General features: G+C 69.8%; 20 protein-coding genes. 7 read left to right on the plus strand and 13 right to left on the minus strand.

The window, feature by feature from the left end:
- Window positions 1-3: 3 nt before the first annotated feature.
- Genes AC3RCE_RS00635 through AC3RCE_RS00645 form a run of 3 tightly spaced genes read right to left on the minus strand, consistent with a single transcriptional unit; the run spans window position 4 to window position 5,521 of the window.
- Entirely contained in the window at window positions 4-2,718 is a 2,715-nt protein-coding gene (locus AC3RCE_RS00635; RefSeq protein ID WP_492254294.1) for a ligase-associated DNA damage response DEXH box helicase, read from the minus strand.
- A complete protein-coding gene (locus AC3RCE_RS00640) occupies window positions 2,715-4,424 on the minus strand; it encodes an ATP-dependent DNA ligase (RefSeq protein ID WP_492254295.1) in 1,710 nt (569 codons plus the stop codon). Before AC3RCE_RS00640 ends, AC3RCE_RS00635 begins: the two co-directional genes overlap by 4 nt.
- The gene (locus AC3RCE_RS00645) at window positions 4,421-5,521 is read right to left on the minus strand and encodes a ligase-associated DNA damage response exonuclease (protein ID WP_492254296.1); all 1,101 of its coding nucleotides are present in this window, start codon (window positions 5,519-5,521) and stop codon (window positions 4,421-4,423) included. Before AC3RCE_RS00645 ends, AC3RCE_RS00640 begins: the two co-directional genes overlap by 4 nt.
- A gap of 205 nt (window positions 5,522-5,726) precedes the next feature.
- Between AC3RCE_RS00645 and AC3RCE_RS00650 the strand changes: the two genes are divergently transcribed.
- The gene (locus AC3RCE_RS00650; RefSeq protein ID WP_218296457.1) at window positions 5,727-6,209 is read left to right on the plus strand and encodes a GNAT family N-acetyltransferase; all 483 of its coding nucleotides are present in this window, start codon (window positions 5,727-5,729) and stop codon (window positions 6,207-6,209) included.
- 37 nt (window positions 6,210-6,246) lie between these two features.
- Entirely contained in the window at window positions 6,247-6,765 is a 519-nt protein-coding gene (locus tag AC3RCE_RS00655; protein WP_218296458.1) for a BON domain-containing protein, read from the plus strand.
- Between the two features lie 11 nt (window positions 6,766-6,776).
- On the opposite strand, the gene AC3RCE_RS00660 is transcribed toward AC3RCE_RS00655, so the two are convergent.
- Window positions 6,777-8,234: an amidase family protein gene (locus AC3RCE_RS00660; RefSeq protein WP_369640994.1), complete on the minus strand. Its 1,458-nt coding sequence runs from the start codon at window positions 8,232-8,234 to the stop codon at window positions 6,777-6,779.
- Window positions 8,235-8,309: 75 nt separating this feature from the next.
- On the opposite strand from AC3RCE_RS00660, the gene AC3RCE_RS00665 reads away from it, so the two are divergent.
- Complete coding sequence (locus tag AC3RCE_RS00665; protein WP_492254297.1) at window positions 8,310-9,221, plus strand: helix-turn-helix transcriptional regulator; 912 nt, start codon at window positions 8,310-8,312, stop codon at window positions 9,219-9,221.
- 216 nt (window positions 9,222-9,437) lie between these two features.
- Window positions 9,438-10,991, plus strand: coding sequence for an ABC transporter substrate-binding protein (locus tag AC3RCE_RS00670; protein ID WP_492255446.1), 1,554 nt, complete (start codon window positions 9,438-9,440; stop codon window positions 10,989-10,991).
- Between the two features lie 181 nt (window positions 10,992-11,172).
- Here AC3RCE_RS00670 and AC3RCE_RS00675 read toward each other — a convergent pair whose 3' ends face one another.
- The 7 genes from AC3RCE_RS00675 to AC3RCE_RS00705 all read right to left on the minus strand — a co-directional run bounded on the left by AC3RCE_RS00675 (window position 11,173) and on the right by AC3RCE_RS00705 (window position 18,667).
- Complete coding sequence (locus tag AC3RCE_RS00675; RefSeq protein WP_218296461.1) at window positions 11,173-12,642, minus strand: M81 family metallopeptidase; 1,470 nt, start codon at window positions 12,640-12,642, stop codon at window positions 11,173-11,175.
- Window positions 12,639-13,898: a Zn-dependent hydrolase gene (locus AC3RCE_RS00680; RefSeq protein WP_218339248.1), complete on the minus strand. Its 1,260-nt coding sequence runs from the start codon at window positions 13,896-13,898 to the stop codon at window positions 12,639-12,641. The genes AC3RCE_RS00675 and AC3RCE_RS00680 overlap by 4 nt, the downstream gene beginning before the upstream one ends.
- A gap of 25 nt (window positions 13,899-13,923) precedes the next feature.
- Entirely contained in the window at window positions 13,924-14,628 is a 705-nt protein-coding gene (locus AC3RCE_RS00685; protein WP_218296463.1) for an ABC transporter ATP-binding protein, read from the minus strand.
- A complete protein-coding gene (locus AC3RCE_RS00690; RefSeq protein WP_492254298.1) occupies window positions 14,625-15,410 on the minus strand; it encodes an ABC transporter ATP-binding protein in 786 nt (261 codons plus the stop codon). Before AC3RCE_RS00690 ends, AC3RCE_RS00685 begins: the two co-directional genes overlap by 4 nt.
- A complete protein-coding gene (locus AC3RCE_RS00695) occupies window positions 15,407-16,405 on the minus strand; it encodes a branched-chain amino acid ABC transporter permease (protein ID WP_492254299.1) in 999 nt (332 codons plus the stop codon). The genes AC3RCE_RS00690 and AC3RCE_RS00695 overlap by 4 nt, the downstream gene beginning before the upstream one ends.
- 8 nt (window positions 16,406-16,413) lie before the next feature.
- Window positions 16,414-17,274, minus strand: a complete 861-nt coding sequence (locus AC3RCE_RS00700; protein ID WP_218296466.1) for a branched-chain amino acid ABC transporter permease — start codon at window positions 17,272-17,274, stop codon at window positions 16,414-16,416.
- 187 nt (window positions 17,275-17,461) lie between these two features.
- On the minus strand, window positions 17,462-18,667 hold the full coding sequence (locus tag AC3RCE_RS00705; RefSeq protein ID WP_492254300.1) for an ABC transporter substrate-binding protein: 1,206 nt from the start codon (window positions 18,665-18,667) through the stop codon (window positions 17,462-17,464).
- Between the two features lie 262 nt (window positions 18,668-18,929).
- Between AC3RCE_RS00705 and AC3RCE_RS00710 the strand changes: the two genes are divergently transcribed.
- Complete coding sequence (locus AC3RCE_RS00710) at window positions 18,930-19,775, plus strand: FadR/GntR family transcriptional regulator (RefSeq protein WP_218296468.1); 846 nt, start codon at window positions 18,930-18,932, stop codon at window positions 19,773-19,775.
- A gap of 3 nt (window positions 19,776-19,778) precedes the next feature.
- Here the strand turns inward: AC3RCE_RS00710 and AC3RCE_RS00715 are convergent, their stop codons facing one another.
- Together AC3RCE_RS00715 and AC3RCE_RS00720 are read right to left on the minus strand one after the other, a co-directional pair.
- Entirely contained in the window at window positions 19,779-20,102 is a 324-nt protein-coding gene (locus AC3RCE_RS00715) for a YnfA family protein (protein WP_218296719.1), read from the minus strand.
- Entirely contained in the window at window positions 20,102-20,827 is a 726-nt protein-coding gene (locus AC3RCE_RS00720) for an ArsR/SmtB family transcription factor (RefSeq protein WP_218296469.1), read from the minus strand. The genes AC3RCE_RS00715 and AC3RCE_RS00720 overlap by 1 nt, the downstream gene beginning before the upstream one ends.
- Window positions 20,828-20,904: 77 nt before the next feature.
- On the opposite strand from AC3RCE_RS00720, the gene AC3RCE_RS00725 reads away from it, so the two are divergent.
- Together AC3RCE_RS00725 and AC3RCE_RS00730 are read left to right on the plus strand one after the other, a co-directional pair.
- Entirely contained in the window at window positions 20,905-21,249 is a 345-nt protein-coding gene (locus AC3RCE_RS00725) for an NIPSNAP family protein (RefSeq protein ID WP_218339246.1), read from the plus strand.
- Window positions 21,246-21,590 (plus strand): antibiotic biosynthesis monooxygenase family protein, encoded by a 345-nt coding sequence (locus tag AC3RCE_RS00730; RefSeq protein ID WP_218339245.1) that lies wholly within the window; start codon window positions 21,246-21,248, stop codon window positions 21,588-21,590. The genes AC3RCE_RS00725 and AC3RCE_RS00730 overlap by 4 nt, the downstream gene beginning before the upstream one ends.
- The last annotated feature ends 5 nt before the right edge of the window (window positions 21,591-21,595 follow it).

The following is a 21,595-nucleotide window of genomic DNA, read 5'->3' on the forward strand; positions in this document are numbered from 1 at the left end:
TGCTCAGAATCCGTGGCGCCCTCGGGGCCGGCGGGGGCTGTCTCCCGCATCGCCTCGGCGCGCGCGCCGGGGTGACGCGGTGGCCCCGTCGGGCACGTCCCAGGCCATGTCGGCCGGGGCCACGGGATGGTCGGCGTGGTGGGTGCCGGTGGTGTCGTCGGCGGCCTTCTCCAGCGCCTGCACCATGCGCGCCAGGCGGTCGGCCAGCGTTTCGGTGCTCAGGCGCTCGCGAAAGCGCTCCACCATCAGCGGCAGGGCGAATGGGGTGGGGCGCGTGAGGGCATGGACGGACAGGGTCTGCGCCTGCATGCCGCGCAGGGTGCGGGCCAGGCGCTCCATGTCCAGCTCGTTGGCCAGCAGCTCGGCGCGGGCCTGGGCCAGCAGCAAGTTGTCCGGGTCGTACTGGGCGAACACGTCGTAGTACAGCGAGGACGATGCCTGCAGCTGGCGGCTGCTGCGCTGCTCGCCCGGGTGGCTCTGGAAGATGAGGCCGGCGATGCGCGCGATCTCGCGAAAGCGCCGGCGTGCCATCTCGGTCGCGTTCAGGCTGGCCAGCACTTCGTCCTCCAGCCCGCTGCCGATGGTGGTGTGCGTGCCCTCGCCGATCAGGCGCGGCAGCAGCGCGGCCCAGTCCACGGGCTTGGCGGACAGCAGCTCCAGCCCATAGTCGTTGACCGCGATGGAGAAGGTGTTGGGCACCTGCTGCGACGCGCGCCAGGCCAGCAGCCCCGCCAGGCCCAGGTGCACCAGGCGGCCGGCCAGCGGGTACAGGTACAGGTGCCAGCCTTCGCGGGTGTGCAGGGTTTCGGCCACCAGGTGGCCGGGCGTGGGCAGGGCCGACCAGGCGTGCTGCAGCGCGAGCAGCGGCTGGGCGCACAACATCTCGGGCGAGGCGTACACACCGCGCTCGGCCTGCTCCAGCATCTCCAGCATGGCGTCGGCCAGCGTGTTCGACAGCGGCATGCGCCCGCCGTTCCAGCGCGGCAACGCGGCGCTGCCCTTGGGCGCCACGCGCACGTAGGCGGTCATCTGCTGGGTGCGCACCAGTTCCAGCAGGCGGCCCGCGAACATGAACACGTCGCCCTTGCGCAGCCGCGCGATGAAGCTCTCTTCCACCGAGCCCAGGCGCCCGCCGCTCACGAACTGCACCTGCATGCTGGCGTCGCTGACGATGGTGCCGATGTTGCTGCGGTGGCGGCGCGCCAGCCGTGCATCGGGCACGCGCCACACCCCTTCTTCGTCTGGCAGGGCGCGCTGGAAATCAGGGTAGATGGCCAGCGAGGCGCCGCCCTGGCGCACGAACTGCAAGGCCCATTGCCAGTCGTTGTCGGCCAGTGCCGCGTAGGCCGGCGCGCGGCGCACTTCGGCCAGCAGCTCGGCAGGCACGAAGCCGCCGCCCAGGGCAATGGTGACCAGGTGCTGCACCAGCACGTCGAGTGGCGCGCGCGGCGTGTGCCGGTCTTCGATGCGGCCCAGCGCCAGCGCGTGGCGCGCGGCGGCGGCCTCCACCAGCTCCAGGCTGTGCGTGGGCACCAGCGTGATGCTCGACGTGCGCCCCGGCGCGTGGCCCGAGCGGCCCGCGCGCTGCACCAGCCGCCCCACGCCCTTGGCCGAGCCGATCTGCAGCACCTGCTCCACGGGCAGAAAGTCCACGCCCAGGTCCAGGCTCGACGTGCAGACCACGGCCTTGAGCAGGCCGGCCTTGAGCCCGTTCTCCACCCAGGCGCGCACCTCCTGGCCCAGCGATCCGTGGTGCAGCGCGATGGTGCCCGCCCAGTCGGGCCGCGCCTCCAGCAGCGCCTGGTACCAGCGCTCGGCCTGCGAACGGGTGTTGGTGAAGACCAGGGTGGACGTACAGGCCTCGATGGACTGCACCACCTGCGGCAGCAACGCCAGGCCCATATGCCCGGCCCAGGCGAAGCGGTCCACCTTGGCCGGCAGCATCACGTCGACCTGCAGCGCCTTGTCGATGCGGCCCTGTACCAGCACGGCGGGCGGCACTGCGGGGGCATCGTGGACCGGGCGGGGCAGCAGCGTATCCAGCGCCTCCTGCAGGTTGCCCAGCGTGGCCGACATGCCCCACACCTGCAGCGCAGGGTTCCAGCCCGACAGGCGCGCCAGCGCCAGCTGCTCCTGCACGCCGCGCTTGTTGCCCACCAGCTCGTGCCACTCGTCCACCACCACCAGCCGCACGTGGCGCAGGCGCTCGTACGCATCGGCCCGCGCCAGCAGCAGCGAGACGCTCTCGGGCGTGGTCACCAGCAGCGTGGGCAGGCGGCGGTCCTGCGCGGCGCGCTCGCCACTGGCGGTGTCGCCGGTGCGCAGGCCGCTGGACCAGTCCGGCGCCAGGTCGGGCAGGGGCTCTACCAGCGCACGCAGCGTGTCGGCGGCCAGGGCGCGCATGGGGGTGATCCACAGCACCGTGAGCGGCGGCGCCGCCGCGCGGCGTGTGCGCAGGGCCGTGCGCGCACTGGCGTCCGCCGTGGGTGCCACGGGCGCGCCTGCCAGCGCCAGGTGCTGCAGCGCACCCAGCCACACGGCATAGGTCTTGCCCGCGCCGGTGGTGGCGTGCAGCAGGCCCGAGCGGCCCTCGCCCATGGCGCGCCACACCTCCTGCTGGAAGCCGAAGGGCTGCCAGCCGCGCGTGGCCATCCAGCCTGCGGCCGCGCTCGCGGCCACGGTGGGCAGCGGCTTGCGCGGACGGCGCGCCGTGCTCATGCGGCAGCGTCCTGCCCTGGCAGCAGGGCCATCAGGGTCTGCAGGGTATCGGCCTCGGCCACCGTCTTGTCCTGGCGCCAGCGCAGCATCCGTGGAAAGCGCACGGCGATGCCGCTCTTGTGCCGCGGGCTCCTGCCGATGCCCTCGAAGCCGAGCTCGAAGACCATGGTCGCATCCACGCTGCGCACGGGCCCGAAGCTCTCGCGCGTGGTCTTGCGGACGATGGCGTCCACCTGCGCGATCTCCGCATCCGTCAGGCCCGAATAGGCCTTGGCGAAGGGCACGAGCTGCCGGTCGGGGTCGTCCTGCGGCCCGGTCCACACGGCAAAGGTGTAGTCGGTGTACAGGCTGGCACGCCGGCCGTGGCCGCGCTGGGCGTAGATCAGCACGGCGTCCACGCTCATGGGGTCGATCTTCCACTTCCACCACACGCCCACGTCCTTGGTGCGGCCCACGCCGTAGTGCGCCTGGCGGTGCTTGAGCATGAAGCCCTCGGTGCCCATGGCTCGGGCGGCCTCGCGCTGGCGCGCGAGGTCCGGCCAGTCGGCGCCGTGCAGCAGGGCGCTCAGGCGCAGTGCGGGTGGGGCTGCGGGCTCTGCGATGGCGTCGGGTGGCTGCAGCACTGTCTCCAGCAGTGCGCGGCGGGCCTGCTGGGGCTGCTGGCGCAGGTCCTGGCCCGCATGTTCGAGCAGGTCATAGGTCACCAGCACCACGGGCAGTTCGCGCAGCAGCTTGGGCGTCAGTGTCTTGCGGCCGAGGCGCTTTTGCAGGTCGGCAAAGGGGCGCGGCTGGGGCTCGCCGGGCAGCCATACGAGGATTTCGCCATCGACCACCGTGCCGTCGGGCAGTGCCGCCATCGCGGCATCGGCCAGTTCGGGAAAGCGGTCGGTCACCAGCTCCTCGCCGCGCGACCAGACCCACACCGCGCCGCGCCGGCGCACGATCTGCGCGCGGATTCCGTCCCACTTCCATTCCACCAGCCAGTCTTCGGGCGCGCCCAGCAGCGCGGGCATCTCGGCCAGGGGCTGGCTGAACGGGTGGGCCAGGAAGAAGGGGTAGGGCTGGCCTGCCATGGCCGTGTCGCTGCCCGTGCTGGCGGCGCCGTCTTTACCCTCGTCCACGGGGGCCACCAGCGCGCTGTAGTCGCCCGCCTGCGGCTGCCGGCCGATCTGTGTGTAGCCCATGAGCCGGTGCGCGATGCGCTTGGGGTCCAGCGCGCTCACCGTGGCGAGTGCCTGCGTGACCTGCAGGCGCGACACCCCCACGCGGAAGTTGCCGGTGATGAGCTTGAAGTACACGAAGCGCTGCTCCGGCGCCAGCATGTCCCACTGCGCGCGCAGCCGGGCATCGGCCTCCTCGGGCGGCAGGGCGCGCAGGGGCAGCAGCCGGGCCATCCACTCGGCCAGCGGCAGGTCCACCGGCTGCACGGGCGGTGGCAGCAGCAGGGCCAGGGTTTCGGCCAGGTCGCCCACGGCCTGGTAGCTTTCCTCGAACAGCCATTCGGGCAGGCCGGCGGCCTCCTGCGCCAGGGCCTTCAGGCGCTTGGTGGGCACCATCTGGCGCGGCTTGCCGCCCGCGAGGAAGTAGGTGGCCCAGGCCGCATCGGCCGCTGGTGCCGCGCGCAGGTAGGCCACCAGCGCGGCCAGCTTGGCCGACTGCCCGGTGGTGGAGTCCAGAGCATGGAACAGTGTGGCAAAGGCCTTCATGGTGCCGCGGCCTCCGGCGCCGGTGCATCGGCCTGCGGTGGCGGCGCTGCAGCCCCTGCGTCGTCCTCGTTGTCGTCGGCGCCGTACTCGGTGGCGAACACCTGCGCATCCAGCCCCTGCTCGCACAGCCAGCGCGCCATGACCTCGGTGCTGCCATGGGTCACGATGATGCGCTCGGCCCCCGTGGCGGCTATGGCCTTCTGCAGGCTGGGCCAGTCCGCGTGGTCGCTCATCACGAAGCCCCGGTCCACGCCACGGCGCCGGCGCGCGCCGCGCACCAGCATCCAGCCGCTGGCAAAGGCATCGGAATGCTCGCCAAAGCGCTTGAGCCAGGGCGTGCCCGCCGCCGAGGGCGGTGCCAGCACCAGCGCGCGGCGCAGCTCGGCCTTGGTGGCGCCCGGGTCCGTCACGCGCAGGGTGGGCGGCAGCGCCACGCCCGCCGCGCGGTACACGGCGTTGAGCGGCTCCACCGCGCCGTGCACGATGATGGGGCCGATGCCCGCATCCACCCCGTGCAGCAGCCGCTGCGCCTTGCCGAAGGCATACGCATACAGCACGCTGGCCTTGCCCGCCGCCGCATTCGCGGCCCACCAGGCATTGATGTCCGCGAACAGCGCCGGCTGCGCCGGCCAGCGGTAGATGGGCAGGCCGAAGGTCGATTCGGTGATGAAAGTATGGCAGCGCACCGGCTCGAACGGCGGGCAGGTGCCATCGTCTTCGAGCTTGTAGTCGCCCGAGGCCACCCACACCTGGCCGCCATGTTCCACCCGCACCTGGGCCGATCCCAGCACATGCCCCGCCGGGTGCAGTGACAGGCGCACGCCGTGGTGGTCGATGGTGTCGCCATAGGCCAGCGTCTGCAGATCGATATCGGCTCCGAGTCGGTTGCGCAGCGTGCCTTCGCTGTCCTGGTGCGCCAGGTAGTGGGCCGAGCCCATGCGCGCATGGTCCGAATGCGCATGCGTGATCACGGCCCGGCTGACCGGCCGCCAGGGGTCGATGTAGAAATCCCCGGCCGGGCAGTACAGGCCTTCGGGGCGGTGGACGATGAGGTCGCTGGGGGGCACGGTCAGGGCATCGTAGGGGGCACGCCCCATCCGGGGGGCGGGCTGGGGATTGCAGAAAGAGGTTTTGTCCCTAAAATTTAGATAAAAATGACTTCCAGCGCTTATCCATCAAGCGCCAATAGCTATCAAAAAATGAGTAAACTGCAACCTGCCTGCTGTGCAGGCGGATAGTTCGTTGCGCCATCCCATCATCCTGCGTGGACCTCCCCTGTCTGCAGGCCAATACCGCTTTCGTATGCACACAGAAATCGCCCGCCCGTCAGACGCCGCCGCCATCGCGGCGGTGCTGCGCGAGGCCGCGCAGTGGCTGGTAGACCGCCAGATGCCGCTGTGGGCCGTGTCCGATTTCAGCGAGGAACGTGTGCAGCAGGATGTGGATACCGGCCACTTCCTGGTGGCCAGGGTGGGCGATGACGTGGCGGGCGTGGTGCGCTGGCAGCGCGAAGACCCCACTTTCTGGCCGGATGCGGAACCAGGCACCTCCGCCTTCCTGCACAAGCTGGCCGTGCGGCGGGCATGGGCGGGGCAGGGGGTGTCTGCCGCGCTGCTGGCGTTCGGGCGCGAGCACGCCCGCAGCCTGGGTGTGCGTTACCTGCGGCTGGACTGCGTGGCCGATCGGCAGCCGCTGCGCGCACTCTATGAGGGCTTTGGTTTTACCCTGTACGACTGTGTGCTGAAAGGCCGCAGGGAATTTGCGCGATACCAGATCGCGTTGTAGGCAGCGTGGGTGCCTGCCGTCCACCAAGGAGCAATGCATGCGCCGTGTTTGTGTGTTCTTCCAGTTCTTCCTGCTGTGGTTGGGGGTGGCTGCCCTGGCCGTTGCGCAGGATGGCAGCCCAGCCCCCCGCACCAATGCCTTCAACGACCCCTTCGTCCAGGTCACCAGCGCCATCCCGCAATGCCCCGTGCCCGAGGGCCCGCTCTACACCGACGCCGAGGTGCGCGAGCTGGCGCACACGCGCTCGCAGCATGGCGGCAGCTGCCACCGCGTGGGGCGCTGCCGGCTGCCCAATTCCTACCTGTACGACGCGGAGCTCATCCCGCGCGTGCAGCGCTATATCCGCGAGGAGGGGCGCTTCGACGACACCAGCGTCTGGGTGCTGGGCGAGCGGCGGCTGGTCACGCTGATGGGCTGCGTGCAGTCCGAGGCGCAGTCGCAGGCGCTGGAGAAAGCCGTGGGGCTGGTGGATGACGTGATGGGTGTCATCAACCTGCTGCAGGTGGGCACGGCGCGCGCGGGCGCGCGCTACCCGCTCGCGCCCGCGCGCCCCTGACGGGGCTTCATTCACAGCGGTGGGACCCGGTGCGACCAGGGGTCGGCCTGTTCCAGTTCATAGGCCAGTGCGAACAGCGTCTGCTCGTCGCCGACCCGCGCCGCGAAATGGCTGCCGATGGGCAGGCCGCGCGCGCTCAGCCCCAGCGGGACCGACATCGCCGGCGTGCCCGCCACGTTGTGCAGCGGCGTGTACGACGCATAGCGCATCAGCCGGGCCCACAGCGTGGCGCCGGGCACGGTGGGGGCAAGCCACCCCAGCGGTGGCGGCTCGCTGGCGGCCACCGGGCTGAGCACGACATCCACGGCGTCGAACCAGGCATTCACCTGCGCGCCCACGGCGGCAAAGTGCGCGCCGGCGCGTGCCGCCGCGCCGGCGGGGAGCGCGCGCGCGTGCCGTGCCAGGTGCAGGGTCCAGGGCTCCAGCAGCGTGTCGGGCGGGCGGCCCGTGCCCTCGGCCTGCTGCAGCGCCCGCTCGGCGCCGCCGCTCCAGGCCACCATGAAGGCATCGAAGAACCGCTCGCCGTCGATGCCGTGCGCAAAGGGCAGCACCTGGTGCCCAAGCCGTTCGCACAGCCGCGCGACCCGGGTGACTTCCTGCAGCACCGCGGGGTCCGGCATCTCGCCAAAGAGGTTCTGCGGCGCGAAGCCAATGCGCAGGCGCCGGGCCGAGGGCCCGTGCACCGCGGGCATGGGCGGCAGCGGCGCGGCGCCATCGCCGCGCTGGTTCCACCAGAACAGCGTGGCGCTGTCGCGCACCGTGCGGCTCACCGCGTGGTCGACACCGGCATCGCGCGGGCCGGAGCCCTGCATGCGCGAGCGGCTGGGCTTGAGCCCGAACAGCCCGCAGCACGAGGCGGGGATGCGGATCGAGCCACCGCCATCCGTCGCGTGCGCCATGGGCAGCATGCCCGCGGCCACGGCCGCCGCGGCGCCGCCCGAGGAACCACCCGGGGAGTGCAGCGGGTTCCAGGGATTGCGGACCGGGCCGCCAAGCAGGGGTTCGGTGGTGGCGCTGAGCTGGAACTCGGGCGTTGCCGTCTTGCCGATGGCGATCAGCCCGCTGGCTTCGCAGCGCGCCACCAGCGGCGACGAGGCGCTGGAAAGTGCCGCGTCCGCCTGCAGGCGCGAGCCGCTGCGCCGGTGCGTGCCTTGCAGGTCGACCGCGTCCTTGTAGGCAAACGGCACGCCCCAGAAGGGCCCGGGGGAGGGCGGCCCCTGCCACTGGCCGCGGGCCCGGTCGGGGCAGAGTTCCACCAGCGCCTGCAGCCTGGGGTTGACGTCCGCCACGCGCGCCAGGCTGGCCTGCACCAGCTGCGCGGGTTGCAGATGGCCCGCCCGCACCAGCGCTGCCTGGGCCGTGGCATCGAGCGCCAGCAGGCCGTGGGTGGCGCCGCGGGCGAAAGCGGGGCGCAGGGGGGCGCCCAGTGCGGTCAGGCCCATCAGGCCCAGAAGATCTCGTCGTTGCATGGTGTGTTTGCACAGGGAATGAAGGAGAGGGCCATCGTCCCTGGGCCGGGCCGCGCCAGCTTGTATAAAAGCGCCATGGCCGCGCTTTTTTGCTACCACCTGCTGCCCGCCTGCCTGGGCGATATCGACGAACGCCCCCACGCACTGCTCGCGCGGGCCGTGCGCACGCAGGTGCAGGGCTTCGTCACCCACCAGGCATATGTGGCGCAGGTGCTGCGCGGCGGCCCGCAGGCGCGCGGGCAAGAGGCCCGGCGGGAGGCGCGCCTTGCGCTGCTGTGTGCGCTGGACCTGAACCCGGTGCATGCGCTCCTGGCGCCCTCGGCCGCCGTGGGCCGTGGGCCCTCTGCGTTCGTGGACCGCTGGAACGCCTACAACCGGATGGCGCCCCTGGGCGTCAACACGCAGCTCGATGGCCAGGGCGCGCTGCGGCGGGAATCCCCCATGCTGCCGGACCGCGCCCTGCGTGCCGCGGCGCAGCGAAGTGCGGACATCCGCGCGGGCATTGCCGCCTCGTGCGTGAGCGTGCTGGCGCGCGGCGGCACCAGCGGCAGCCCGGCGGATGCGCCGCGCACGCTGCAGTCCCTGGCGCGGCGGCTGGGGTGCGCGAACGAGGTGCTGGACCTGCTGGCCTGGTGGCGCGAGGAGCCTGCCCTGGCCCTGCCCGACGCCGCCCGCCGCCTGGGTCGCAGCGCGCGCCAGCTGCAACGCGATCTGGCCCGGCACGGCCTGGGCTTTGCCACGCTGCGCCAGGCCGCCCGCATCGAGCACGCGCAGCAGGCCCTGCTTGGCGGCACGGCCAGCCTGACGGGCATCGCGCATGCCGCGGGGTTCTCCGACTCCGCGCACTTCGTGCATGGCTGGCAGCGTGCCTGTGGCGTCAGCCCCAGCCAGTACCGGCAGCTGGCCGGTCGCCTGGACGCCCGGGGCTCCCTCTGCGCCCCGGGGACCGTGCGCAGAGGGGTGGATGTCGTGGAAAACGCGCAATAGGTTTGGCGGTCCGCTGCGGCATATTGCGGCTTCCATCCCTGCAAAGGAAAACATATGCCCCGTAGGTTCCAGAGCTTCCTTCCTCACCTGTCTCCGCGCACTGTTGTGTCCCGCGTTGCCGCAGTGGCGCGGCACCCTGCGCACCCGCAGCCTGCCGCGCCCCGCGGGGCCGGCACCGCAAGGCCAGGCCGCCGCTGGCTCGTGCCCGCGCTGGCCATGGCGGCGTGGGTGGCCGCGATGCCGGGCGCGCACGCCAAGACGTTCCGCTGGGCCGGGTCCACCGACATCCAGTCCATGGACATCCACTCGCAGAACAGTGCCCTGGGCAATGGCATCCATGCGGCGGTGTACGAGTCGCTGGTGATGTTCAACAGCCGCACGCTCAAGGTCGAGCCGCTCCTGGCCACCTCGTGGCAGCAGGTCAGCCCCACGCAGTTGCGCGTGAAGCTGCGCCAGGGCGTGAAGTTCAGCGACGGATCGCCCATGACGGCCGACGACGTGGTGTATTCGCTGCAGCGCGCGATGAGCAAGACCTCCACCTACGCCATCTACACCCAGGGCATGGAGCGCATCGCCAAGGTCGACGGCGAGACCATCGACATCTTCCTGAAGAACCCCAACCCGGTGCTGCTCAACCAGCTGACCGAGCTGCGCGTGATGAGCAAGGCCTGGGCCGAGAAGAACAACGCGGTGGAGCCCAAGGACATCAAGGCCAAGGACGAGACTTTCTCTCACCGCAATGCCATGGGCACCGGGCCCTTCGTGCTCAAGGAATGGGTGCCCGACCAGAAGCTGGTGTTTGTCGTCAACCCGCAGTGGTGGAACGCGGGCAAGACCGAGGGCAACGTCACCGAGATCGTCTACACACCCATCAAGTCCGAGGCCACGCGCGTCGCGGCCCTGCTCTCGGGCGAGGTCGACATGGTGCGCGACACCAGCCTGCAGGACCTGGAGCGCCTCAAGGCCAACCCGAACATCAAGGTGATGGAGATGGTCGAGAACCGCACCATCTACCTGGCCCTGGACCAGTTCCGCGACGAGCTGCCGGGCAGCAGCGTCAAGGGCAAGAACCCGCTCAAGGACCTGCGCGTGCGCAAGGCGCTGTACCAGGCCATCGACGTGGCCACGCTGCAGCGCGTGACCATGCGCGGCATGTCCAAGCCCACGGGCGCCATCGTCTCGCCCCTGGTCAACGGCTGGACGGAGGCGGTGGACAAGCGCCTGCCCTACGACACCAACGCGGCCAGGGCGCTGCTGGCCGATGCGGGCTACAAGGACGGCTTCGAGGTCGATTTCGCCTGCAGCAACAACTCCATCATCCAGGACGAGAACCTGTGCCAGGCCATCACCTCGATGTGGGCGCGCGTGGGCGTGAAGGCCAAGCTGCGCACGATGCCCTCCATCACCTACTACCCCATGGCCCAGCGGCACGAGGCCAGCATCACCCTGCTCAGCTGGGGCGTGCCGACCTTCGACGCGCTGTACACCCTGCAATCGCTCACCCGCACCAAGACCACGGGCGGCGATGGCAACTACAACCTGGGCCGCTACAGCAACGAACGCATGGACTACATCGTGGACCGCGTGAAGACCGAGACCGACCAGCCCGTACGCAACCGCCTGCTGACCGAAGGCCTGCAGCTGCAGAACGACACCGTGGCCAACATCCCCCTGCACAACCAGATGCTGGCCTGGGCGATGAAGAAAAATGTCGAGCTGGTGCAACGCCCCGACAACCGCATCGACTGGCGTCTGATCAAGGTGAACTAACCCCCTGAGTCGCTTCGCGTCATCCCTCTTTCTCTCAAATCGCTGCCCGATTTGGGAAGGCGGACGCCCCCAGCGCGGCGGGGCGGCCCTTGCGCGGGGGCACTGGCGTCGGGCGCGCCAGTTGCGTCGGCTTGCGCTTGCTGGTGATGCGGGTTCTGAGGGCCTCCTGCGCGATGGAAGGTCAGACAGCGTCGAGCGGAAACACCGGCCGGCGCACGTGCTTGAACGGAAACAGCGCATAGTTGGAACTGGTCACGCCGGTAGGGCTGTCGCATTCGACCAGCGCATGCGACAGCGGCACGAACACCGGGCGGCAGTACATGCGCGACTTGAGCAGCACGAAGCGGTGCGCCGTGGGGTCCACCCCCACGCACGAGAACACCCCCAGGTCCCAGGGTTCGTGCGTCTTCTCGGTCACCACGATGAGGGCGCTGCCGGTGTCGAACAGCACGGTGCGCCCCATCGCGCAGCGCTGCCCGGTGTAGATGGGTCCGGTCACGGTGTACTCGCCGTCGCTGATGGCGCGCACCGTGCCGCTGAGCGCCACGGGCTCCTTGGAGACGTTGAGCTGGGTGAGCGGCACCTTGTTGCCCAGGCGCACGGTGCACTGCGCGCCCACGCCGGCCGCCACGAGTTCGGCCACGGCCTCGGGGTCGCACAGCGGGCCCACGGCGATGTCCGACAGGCCCTCGGCGAGCGCGGCCTGCAAGACATCCATGGAGTCGCAGGTGCCGCCGGACATGCAGTTGTCGCTGTGGTCCAGCAGCAGCACCGGGCGCTCGGCGCCTTGCGCCAGGGTCTGTGCGCGCTGCAGCGACTGCGCCAGGGGCTCGCTGTCGTAGACGAACTCGGTGCGCTCCTGCCAGATGGCGGCCGCGATGCGGTCGGCCACGGCCTGGGCTGCTTCGGGTGCATCGGCAAGGCCGGTGACCACCACGCTCATGAACGGCGCCTCGATGTCGGCCAGCGAGAACCCCGCGAACACCGACACGGCCGGCACGCCGTCGGCCTCGGCAGCGCGGGCGGCGTCCACCGCGCGCAGCATGGCGCCCTGCAGCGTGGTGCTGCGCAGGGTGTGGCCCATCATGGGCAACTGGTGCCAGCGCACGCTGTAGCGCGCCTGGCCCTGCAGCATGGCCAGCAGCAGGCGGCCCGCGTGCTCGCCGGTCTCGTACATGTCGATGTGCGGGTAGGTCTTGAAGCCGACCATCACATCCGCGTTGGCGACCATCTTGGGCGTGATGTTGCCGTGCAGGTCCAGCGCCACGCCGATGGGCACGCCGGGCGCCGCTGCGCGCACGCGCGCGAGCAGGTCGCCTTCGCCGTCGGGGCTGTTCTCGGCCACCATGGCGCCATGCAGGTCCAGCAGGATGGCGTCGCAGCCCGGCGCTGCCTCCACGATGCGGCGGGTCAGTTCTTCGTAGGCCGCGGCGTGCACCTTGCCGCTGGGGTTAGACATGGCCGACACCGGCGTGACCAGCGTGGCGCCCAGGCCCCGGGCCAGGTCGATGAAGGCCGCCATGGCCGTGCGCATGCCCAGGTTGTCGCGCAGGGCATCCTCGCCGTAGGTGGGCGCAAACGCCTCCAGGGGCGTGGGCACGGGCGAGAAGGTGTTGGTCTCGTGGTTCAGGCGGGCGATGAGGATCTTCATGCGGCGACCACCCGGGCGCTGCGCAGCATGGCCTGCAGCAAGACGTTGCACCCGGCCTCCAGGTGCTCGGGCTCCGCGTCCTCGATCTCGTTGTGGCTGATGCCGTCGGCGCAGGGCACGAAGACCATGGCCGTGGGCGCCAGGCGCGCCAGGTACACGGCGTCGTGCCCGGCACCGCTGACCACGTCCATGGCGCTGTAGCCCAGTGCCTGGGCATCGGCGCGCACGCCTTCGACCAGCGCGGGCGCAAACGGCTGCGGCGGGAAGTACACCACCTGCTCCACCGCGATGGGTGTGCGGTGGGCCGTGCCGATGCGCTCGCAGGCGGTGCGCAACTCCGCATCCATCTGCAGCAGCATGGCATCGTCGGCGGCGCGCAGGTCCACGGTCATGCGCACGCTGCCGGGGATCACGTTGCGCGAACTCGGGAACACCTCCAGCACGCCCACCGTGCCGCGCGCATGCGGTGCATGGGCCAGGGCGATGCGGTTCACCTCGGCCACCAGCGTGCTGGCGGCCAGCAGGGCATCGCGGCGCAGCGCCATGGGCGTGGGGCCGGCATGGGCCTCCATGCCCTGCACGCTCACGTCGTACCAGCGCTGACCCAGGGCACCCTGCACCACGCCGATCACGCAGCCGTTGGCCTCCAGCACCGGGCCCTGCTCGATGTGCGCCTCGAAATACGCGCCCACGGGCGGCGTGGGCCCGTGCTCGCCGTCATAGCCGATGACGGCCAGCGCCTCGGCCACGCTGGTGCCCTGCGCGTCGCGCTGGGCCAGCGCATGCTCCAGCGTGAAGGCGCCGGCGAACACGCCCGAGCCCATCATCACCGGCACGAAGCGCGAGCCCTCTTCATTGGTCCACACCGCCACCTCGATCGGGGCTTCGGTCACGATGCCCAGGTCGTTCAGCGTGCGCACCACCTCGATGCCGGCAAGCACACCGTAGTTGCCGTCGAACTTGCCGCCCGTGGGCTGGGTATCGATGTGGCTGCCGGTCATCACCGGGGGCAGGGCGTCGTTGCGCCCCGCGCGGCGCGCGAAGATGTTGCCGATGGCGTCGGTGCGCACGCTGCAGCCGGCCTCGCGCGCCCAGCGCACGAACAGGTCGCGGCCTTCGCCGTCCAGCGCGGTGAGGGCCAGGCGGCACACGCCGCCCTTGGGCGTGGCGCCTATCTGCGCCAGGTCCATCAGCGATTGCCACAGGCGCGCGCCGTTCACGCGCGGTTGCAGGGCAGGGGAGGGGGTCGTCGTCATGTCCACAGTCGAATTCCTGAAAAATCTATGCCAGGCCCACGCCCAGATAGCGGTCCTTGATGGCGTCGTCGGCGAGAAAGGCGGTGTTGTCCGCCTCGTGCACGATGGCGCCCTGCTCGATCACGTAATGCCGGTCGGCCAGCTGGGTGCAGACCTCCAGGTTCTGCTCCACCAGCAGGATGGCCACGCCCGCGGCCTTGATGGTCTTGAGCTGCGCCACGATCTCTTCCACGATCACCGGGGCAAGCCCTTCCACGGGCTCGTCCAGCATCAACAGGCGCGGCGCATTCATCAGCGCGCGGCCGATGGCCAGCATCTGCTGCTCGCCGCCCGAGAGCTGGCCGCCGCCATTGCCGCGCCGCTCCTTGAGGCGCGGAAAGATGCGGTAGATGTCCGGCAACTGCCAGGGCGAGCGCTTGCGCTGGCCCAGCAGCAGGTTCTCCTCCACCGTGAGCAGTTTGAAGATACCCCGGTGCTCTGGCACCAGGCACACGCCGCGCTGGGCGATGGCATGCGTGGCCAGGCCCTGCACCTCGTCGCCCGCGAAGCGCACACGGCCCTGGGTGGGCGGAACCACGCCGCAGATGCTCTTGAGCGTGGTGGTCTTGCCCGCGCCGTTGCGCCCGAGCAGGGTGACCAGCTCGCCGTCGCCCACGCGCAGGTCCACGCCCTGCAGCACATGGCTCTTGCCGTAATGGGCGTGCAGCCCCTGGATGTCGAGGATCGTCATGCCGCCTTGCCCCCCGTGATCATGTTGCCCAGGTAGGCGCTGCGCACCCGGTCGTCGCTGCGGATGGCGTGCGGGTGCCCTTCGGCCAGCACGCGGCCCTGTTGCATCACCGTCACGGTGTCGGAGATGTCCATCACGATGTTCATGTTGTGCTCGATGAGTACCACGGTGTGCTCGTCCTTGAGTCCCTGGATCAGCCGCTTCATGTCATCCAGGTCGTCGATGCCCATGCCCGAGGTGGGCTCGTCCAGGAAGATCGCCTTGGGCCGCGCGGCCAGCGCCATGCCCACCTCCAGCCGGCGCTGCTGGCCGTGCGAGAGGTTGCCCACGGGCGTGTCGGCATGGCGCTCCAGCCCCAGGCGCGCCAGCACGCGGGCCACCACTTCGGCCTGCGAGCGCGCGCCCTGCGGCGCATGCCAGCAGTTGAGCGCATGGCGCGGCGCCGTGCCCTGGGCGGCCAGGCGCAGGTTCTCGCGCACGGGCAGGGTGAGGAACAGGCTCGTCACCTGGAACGAGCGGGCCATGCCGCGCTGCACGCGGCGGTGGTCGGGCTCGTGCGTCACGTCGTGCCCGTCGAACACGATGCGCCCGCCGCTCACGGCCTTGGTGCCCGTGAGCATGTGGAACAGCGTGGTCTTGCCCGCACCGTTGGGGCCGATGACCGAATGGACCGTGTTGGCGCGCACCTTGAGGTCCACGCCCGCCAGGGCGGCGAACTTGTCGTAGCGTTTTTCCACGCCCACGGCTTCGAGCAGGATGGGGGAGGGGGTGGCGGTGCTCATGCGTGGCCTCCTTGCGTGGCAGATGCGTCGGCCTTGCCGCCGCGGCCCTTGCCGCGCAGCAGGTTCCAGGCCGATTCGCCCAGGCCCCACAGGCCGCGCTGCAGCCCCAGGCTGACCACCATCAGCACCACGCCCAGGATCAGCAGCCAGCGCGGCCACAGCGTGGACAGCCAGTCGCCCACCAGCAGGTAGAAGGCCGAGCCGAGCAGCGAGGCCAGCAGGTTACCCGTGCCGCCGATCACCGTCATGACGAGGATCATTTCGCTGGTGTGGTACTCGGCGCTCGCCAGCGGGGCGATGCCCGTCATCATGGCGTGCAGCGCGCCGGCCAGGCCGGTCACCGCGCCCGAGATCACGAAGGCCTGCAGCTTGAGCAGCTTGAGGTTGTAGCCGATGGCGCCCGCGCGCTCCTCGTTGTCGCGCACCGCCAGCAGCGTGCGCCCGAAGATCGAGGCCGACACCTTCTGCAGCAGCCAGAAGGCCACCAGGAACACCGTGGCCACGAAGCCGTAGTACTGCCAGGGCGAGGCCAGCGGCCACAGCGTGAGGCCGCCCACGGCCAGCGAGGGGCGCGGGATGTCCATCAGCCCGTTGTCGCCGCCCGTGATGCCAGGCATGGAGTAGGCGAGAAAGTAAAACATCTGCGCGAAGGCCAGGGTCAGCATCACGAAGTAGGTGCCGCGCTGGCGGATGGCCACCCAGCCCACGATGGCCGCGCCCAGCGCGCCCATCACCACGGCGAGCGCCAGGGCCAGCGGCATGGGCAGGGGCCAGCGCGTGAGCGTGAGGGCGATGGTGTAGCTGCCCAGCCCGAAGAAGATGCCCTGCCCGAAGGACAGCAGCCCGGTGTGGCCCAGCAGCAGGTTGCAGCCCATGGCGGCCAGGCCATAGATCAGCACCTCGCTGGCCAGCGAGCCCGATTGCATGGTCAACGGCATCACCAGCACCACGGCCAGGGCCAGCAGCAGGTGGGAATTCTTGCGAAAAATCGTCATGGCGGTGTTCATCCTTTGCGGCCCAGCAGGCCATGCGGGCGCAGCAGCAGCACGGCGGCCATGGCGATGTAGATCATGAGCCGCGCCCCTTCGGGCCACACGGTGCTCATCACGCTCTGCACGATGCCGATCAACAGGCCGCCGATCAGCGCTCCGGCAAAGCTGCCCATGCCACCGACCACCACCACGATGAAGGCCACGCCCAGCGCCTCGATGCCCATGAAGGGCTCGGCCCCGCGCATGGGGGCGGCCAGCACGCCGGCAATCGCCGCGGTGGCCGCGCCCAGCGCGAACACCAGGCTGAAGATGCGGAACACGTTGATGCCGAGCAGCGAGACCATCTCCGTCGACTCGCTGCCCGCGCGCACCGCGCTGCCCAGGCGCGTGCCTTCGAGCACGTACCACAGGCCCACGGCCAGCACGGCGGTGAAACCGATCACGAACAGCCGGTACTTGGGGTAGACGATGCCGCCCCACATGACCACGCCCTGCAGCAGGTCGGGCACCGGCACGCTGTCGCCGAGCGGCCCCCATTGCAGGATCACCAGCTCCTGGATCGCCAGGGCCAGGCCCACGGTGACGAGGATGTGGAACTCGTGCGGCTTGGAATACACGTGGCGCAGCACCAGCTTTTCGGTGAGCCAGCCCAGGGCGCCCACGACCAGTGGCACCACGGCCAGCGCCAGCCAGAAGCTCAGGCCCCAGCGCGTCATCTGGAAGCAGAAGTAGGCGCCCAGCAGGTAGAACGCCCCGTGCGCGAAGTTCACGAAGCGCAGCAGGCCGAACACGATGGACAGGCCGACCGCCAGCAGGAAGTACAGCATGCCGATGCCGATCCCGTTGATGGCCTGTAGCAGGTAGATGTTCATGGGCGAGAGATGGAAGGAAAAATCCCAAGGCGCGCGGCTGCGGGCCGTGGAGGAGGGCGATGCGGCAGAGCTTGCGAGCGTCACCGCGGGTTTGCATTCAGCCGGATGGCCAGGCGGGAAGCCGCAGACAGTGCGTTAGCACGGCAAGGCTTCCCAGCGACGCCAGCCGGTTGAAGGCCAATACGTGTCAGGTGAGCTTGCAGCCGGTCTGGTCCAGGGGCAGGAAGGACTTGCCCGAGCTGACCACGTCCACGTAGTCGTCCTTGTTGGCCATCTTCGCCTTGGCCTTGCCCTTGAGCAGGTAGTAGTTCTTGAGCACCTGGTGGTCGCCCTTGCGGATCTCTTCGTCGCCCGTGAGGCCCTGGTACTTCATGCCTTCCATGGCGGCGATCACGGCCTTGGGCTCCACCGTGCCGGCCTTGATGATGCCGTCGATCATGAGCTTGGTACAGATGTACGAGCCCGCCAGGCTGTAGTTGGGGTTGGACTTGAACTTGTCGTTGCTGCGCTTGACCAGGTCGAGGTTGAGCGGCGCGTTGGCCGTGTGCCAGTACTGCGCGCCGAAGTAGATGCCTTCGCACAGGTCGGCACCCAGCGACTCGAACTGCTCCAGCCCCGAGGCCCAGGCCACCAGGATGGTCATGTTCTTGTGCATGCCGAAGCTCACGGCCTGGCGCAGCGCGTCGGACGACTGCGAGCCGAAGTTGAGCAGCAGCAGCACGTCGGGCTTGGCGGCCATGGCGTTGGTCAGGTAGCCGCTGAACTCCTTTTCGGTCAGCGAGTGGTAGCTGTTGCCCACGTGCTCCAGGCCCTTTTCCTTGAAGATGTTCTTGGCGGCCGACAGCAGGCCGTCGCCGAACACGTACTGCGGCGTGATGGTGTACCAGCGCTTGGCCTTGGGCAGGGCCTCGGCCAGGGGGCGCACCGTCTGCTCGATGGCGCCGAAGGTGGGCACCGACCAGCGGAAGGTGGCGGCGTTGCAGTCCTTGCCCGTGATCTCGTCGGCGCCGGCGGTGGTGATGAAGATGCCGCCGGCCTTCTCGGCCTCTTTGCCCATGGCCAGCGATTCGGACGACAGGATGCCGCCCGCGAAAAAGCGCGTGCCCTGCTGCTGAGACGACTCCTGCACCTTGCGCACGGCCGTGGCTGGCTTGCCTTCCGTGTCCAGCACCGTGTAGGCCAGGGGGCGCTTGAGGGCCGTGCCGTACTGCTCGATGGCCAGCTTCATGCCCAGGTCGGCGAACTTGCCGTTGGCCGCGAACGCGCCCGACATGGGCACCGGGCAGCCGAACTGGATGGCACCGCTGGACTGCGCCCAGGCGCTCTGGGCCAGGCCCAGCGATGCGGGCAGTGCGCCCAGGGCAGAGAGTTGCAAGAGGTGGCGACGGTGCATGGGGGGCTCCTGTGGAGGGGTTGAGGCCGGCTGGCCGATAGCGGGGCACGGCTTGTGCAAAGCACACTGCGTGCCACCGCCGCAGAGCGTCGTTGGCGCTCATTTCTGCTATTTATAGTGATAAATAGAATAAACACCGTGCGTGGAAACCCTGCATCCCTTCCGCTGCCCCCTTGCGGTGCATACACTGCACCATGGGCGGTACTTCGCCGCGCGGAGGCACCGCCGTGGCTGCCGGCCGACCAACGACAATTCCCTGAACATGGCAACCAAAACGTCCACACAGAAGCCGCTCAAAGCCCTCAAGCGCCCCGACTTGGTGGCGCAGGAGATCAAGCGCCTCATCACCGAGAAGAACCTGAGCCCGGGCGACCGCCTGCCGCGCGAGAGCGAGCTGCAGGCGCAGTTCGAGGTGAGCAAGGGCACCATCCGCGAGGCGCTCAAGTCGCTGGAGGTGCAGGGGCTGGTGACCATCTCCACCGGCCCCTCGGGCGGGGGCACCATCGCCGAGGTGCCGCTGGACCGCACCCTGCAGTTCATGCAGAACTACCTGTTCTTCCAGGAAGTGACCATCGACAACATCTACGCCGTGCGCCAGTTCCTGGAGCCCGAGCTGGCCGCCGGCGCCGTGCCGCACCTGACCGAGGCCGATTTCGAGGCGCTGGAGCACTCCATCGCCTGCTGCGACCCGGCGTCGAGCAGCGAGGACATGCTCAGCCAGCGGCGCGAGGACGTGAACTTCCACGACATCCTGGCCGCGGCCAACCCGAATCCGTTCCTGCGCTTCAATTGCGAGCTGATCAACGAGATGCTGCGCCAGCTCATCGTCTACGGCAACCGCACGCCCAAGGCCGAGCACCGGCGCTTTGGCGAAGTGAATGCCAATTTCCACCGCGAGATCGTGCGGGCCGCACGCGTGCGCGACGTGGAGACGGTGCGCACGCTGATGGCGCGCCACATGCAGGACGCGGCCAGCAGCGTCAAGCGCATGAAGGGGCGCATCCAGGGCCGGCTGATCCTCGATGCCGACACCCTGCGCAGTCCGCGCTCGGCCCATGTGCGGCCCAAGGCCACCAAGGGCGTGAAGTTGCCGAAGGCCGGGGAATAGGTGTCAGCGCGCGGGTTGCAGCACGATAAGCGCCATGCCCGCCAGCGCGACCAGCACGCCCGCCACGTCCCACGGCGTGGGCCGGATGCCGTCCACCACCCACAGCCACGCCAGGGCCACGCCGATGTAGACCCCGCCATAGGCCGCGTAAACGCGCCCCGCGCCTGCCGTGTCGTGCAAGGTGAGCAACCATGCGAACAGACCAAGGCTCAGTGCCGCGGGCAGCAGCAGCCACATGGGCTTGCCCTGCTTGAGCCACAGCCAGGGCAGGTAGCAGCCCACGATTTCAGCCAGGGCGGTGGCGATGAAAAGCAGCAGGGTCTTCATCATGTCCCGGGGCCGAGGAGGGGGATGGATGGTGGTGCGTTGGAGGTGGTGGCCAACCACTGGCGCAACGCCAGCTCACCCTTGGGCGTGAAATGCACCACGCGCGAGCCCTGTGCGCGGTGTGCCCAGCCGCCCTCGAAGAGCCGCTGCAGCAGCGCAGCCCCCAGCGCGCCGCCCAGGTGGTGGCGGCGTTCGCTCCAGTCCAGGCAAGGGCGGCACAGCATGCGCCGCTGCTGGGCCAGGGCGGGGGTGTCGATCCCGACCTGGGCAAACCATTGCGCGCCGGCGGGCGTTACCGCCGCACCCTGGGGCGTGGTCTGCAGCAGCCCCTGGCGCACCAGGGCTTCATAAAACTGCACGCCCACTTCGCCGGCCAGGTGGTCGTAGCACATGCGTGCGCGGCGCAAGGCAGGCTCGCGCGGGCTGGAGCGCAGGCGCACCGCGCCCGCGCGGAAGGCCACGTTCATCAGCGATTCCAGCAGGTGTGCCACATCGCGGTCGGCCAGCCGGAAGTAGCGGTGGCGGCCCTGGTGCTCGACGGTCAGCAGGCCTGCATCGAGCAGCTTGGCCAGGTGGGCACTGATGGTCTGCTTGGTGACGCCGGCAACTTCGGCCAGCTCGGTGGCCGTGAGCGCGCGGTCGGACATCAGCGCGGTGAGGACTTCGGCGCGACCGGCGTCGCCGATGAGCGCGGCAATGCGCGCAATGTGGGGACCATCTTTCATGGTTCGATGTTGAGCGAACCATCACGGGCCGTCAAGCGCTTATCGTGAGGCCCTCACAACGCACAGGGCCACGCACCATGATCACCTGCTTCATCCGTTACGACATCGACCCCTTCCAGCGCGAGCTGTTCGCCGAATACGCACGCCGCTGGGGCCAGATCATCCCGCGCTGCGGCGGCCACCTGATCGGCTACTTCCTGCCGCACGAGGGCAGCAACTACGAGGCCTGGGGGCTCATAGGTTTCGAGTCGCTGGCCGCCTACGAGGCCTACCGCGCCCGCTTGCGCACCGACCCGGAGGGCCGCGCCAACTTCGCCATGGCGCAGGAAAAGCGCTTCATCCTGCGCGAGGAGCGCACGTTCACGCAGGGCGTGGAAGGCACGCTGGGCCTGCCCGCACGCCCGCTGGAGACCCGCGCATGATGGCCGTCATCTTCGAGGTGCAGCCCGCTCCGGGCCAGCAGGACGCTTATCTGGGCGCTGCCGCTGCGTTGCGGCCTTTGCTGGAGCAGATCGACGGGTTTGTCTCCATCGAACGGTTCGAGAGCCTCAGTGCTCCCGGCAAGCTGCTGTCGCTTTCGTTCTGGCGTGACGAGGAGGCAGTTGCGCAATGGCGCCAGATGGAAGCCCACCGCGCCACGCAGAAAGCCGGCCGCGAGCGGATCTTCGACAACTACCGCCTGCGCGTTGCCGCCGTGGTGCGCGACTACGGCATGCATGACCGTGACCAGGCTCCCGCAGATTCGCGGTCAGTGCACGGCTGATGGGC

The organism is Acidovorax sp. GW823-FHT05D11, from assembly GCF_058795695.1.

What these genes read in the sequence shown, in the direction of transcription:
- AC3RCE_RS00635 (WP_492254294.1), bottom strand. Translation starts at nt 2,718, where the DNA reads ATGAGCACGGCGCGCCGTCCGCGCAAGCCGCTGCCCACCGTGGCCGCG.
- AC3RCE_RS00640 (WP_492254295.1), bottom strand. Translation starts at nt 4,424, where the DNA reads ATGAAGGCCTTTGCCACACTGTTCCATGCTCTGGACTCCACCACCGGG.
- AC3RCE_RS00645 (WP_492254296.1), bottom strand. Translation starts at nt 5,521, where the DNA reads ATGGGGCGTGCCCCCTACGATGCCCTGACCGTGCCCCCCAGCGACCTC.
- AC3RCE_RS00650 (WP_218296457.1), top strand. Translation starts at nt 5,727, where the DNA reads ATGCACACAGAAATCGCCCGCCCGTCAGACGCCGCCGCCATCGCGGCG.
- AC3RCE_RS00655 (WP_218296458.1), top strand. Translation starts at nt 6,247, where the DNA reads ATGCGCCGTGTTTGTGTGTTCTTCCAGTTCTTCCTGCTGTGGTTGGGG.
- AC3RCE_RS00660 (WP_369640994.1), bottom strand. Translation starts at nt 8,234, where the DNA reads ATGCAACGACGAGATCTTCTGGGCCTGATGGGCCTGACCGCACTGGGC.
- AC3RCE_RS00665 (WP_492254297.1), top strand. Translation starts at nt 8,310, where the DNA reads ATGGCCGCGCTTTTTTGCTACCACCTGCTGCCCGCCTGCCTGGGCGAT.
- AC3RCE_RS00670 (WP_492255446.1), top strand. Translation starts at nt 9,438, where the DNA reads ATGGCGGCGTGGGTGGCCGCGATGCCGGGCGCGCACGCCAAGACGTTC.
- AC3RCE_RS00675 (WP_218296461.1), bottom strand. Translation starts at nt 12,642, where the DNA reads ATGAAGATCCTCATCGCCCGCCTGAACCACGAGACCAACACCTTCTCG.
- AC3RCE_RS00680 (WP_218339248.1), bottom strand. Translation starts at nt 13,898, where the DNA reads ATGACGACGACCCCCTCCCCTGCCCTGCAACCGCGCGTGAACGGCGCG.
- AC3RCE_RS00685 (WP_218296463.1), bottom strand. Translation starts at nt 14,628, where the DNA reads ATGACGATCCTCGACATCCAGGGGCTGCACGCCCATTACGGCAAGAGC.
- AC3RCE_RS00690 (WP_492254298.1), bottom strand. Translation starts at nt 15,410, where the DNA reads ATGAGCACCGCCACCCCCTCCCCCATCCTGCTCGAAGCCGTGGGCGTG.
- AC3RCE_RS00695 (WP_492254299.1), bottom strand. Translation starts at nt 16,405, where the DNA reads ATGACGATTTTTCGCAAGAATTCCCACCTGCTGCTGGCCCTGGCCGTG.
- AC3RCE_RS00700 (WP_218296466.1), bottom strand. Translation starts at nt 17,274, where the DNA reads ATGAACATCTACCTGCTACAGGCCATCAACGGGATCGGCATCGGCATG.
- AC3RCE_RS00705 (WP_492254300.1), bottom strand. Translation starts at nt 18,667, where the DNA reads ATGCACCGTCGCCACCTCTTGCAACTCTCTGCCCTGGGCGCACTGCCC.
- AC3RCE_RS00710 (WP_218296468.1), top strand. Translation starts at nt 18,930, where the DNA reads ATGGCAACCAAAACGTCCACACAGAAGCCGCTCAAAGCCCTCAAGCGC.
- AC3RCE_RS00715 (WP_218296719.1), bottom strand. Translation starts at nt 20,102, where the DNA reads ATGAAGACCCTGCTGCTTTTCATCGCCACCGCCCTGGCTGAAATCGTG.
- AC3RCE_RS00720 (WP_218296469.1), bottom strand. Translation starts at nt 20,827, where the DNA reads ATGAAAGATGGTCCCCACATTGCGCGCATTGCCGCGCTCATCGGCGAC.
- AC3RCE_RS00725 (WP_218339246.1), top strand. Translation starts at nt 20,905, where the DNA reads ATGATCACCTGCTTCATCCGTTACGACATCGACCCCTTCCAGCGCGAG.
- AC3RCE_RS00730 (WP_218339245.1), top strand. Translation starts at nt 21,246, where the DNA reads ATGATGGCCGTCATCTTCGAGGTGCAGCCCGCTCCGGGCCAGCAGGAC.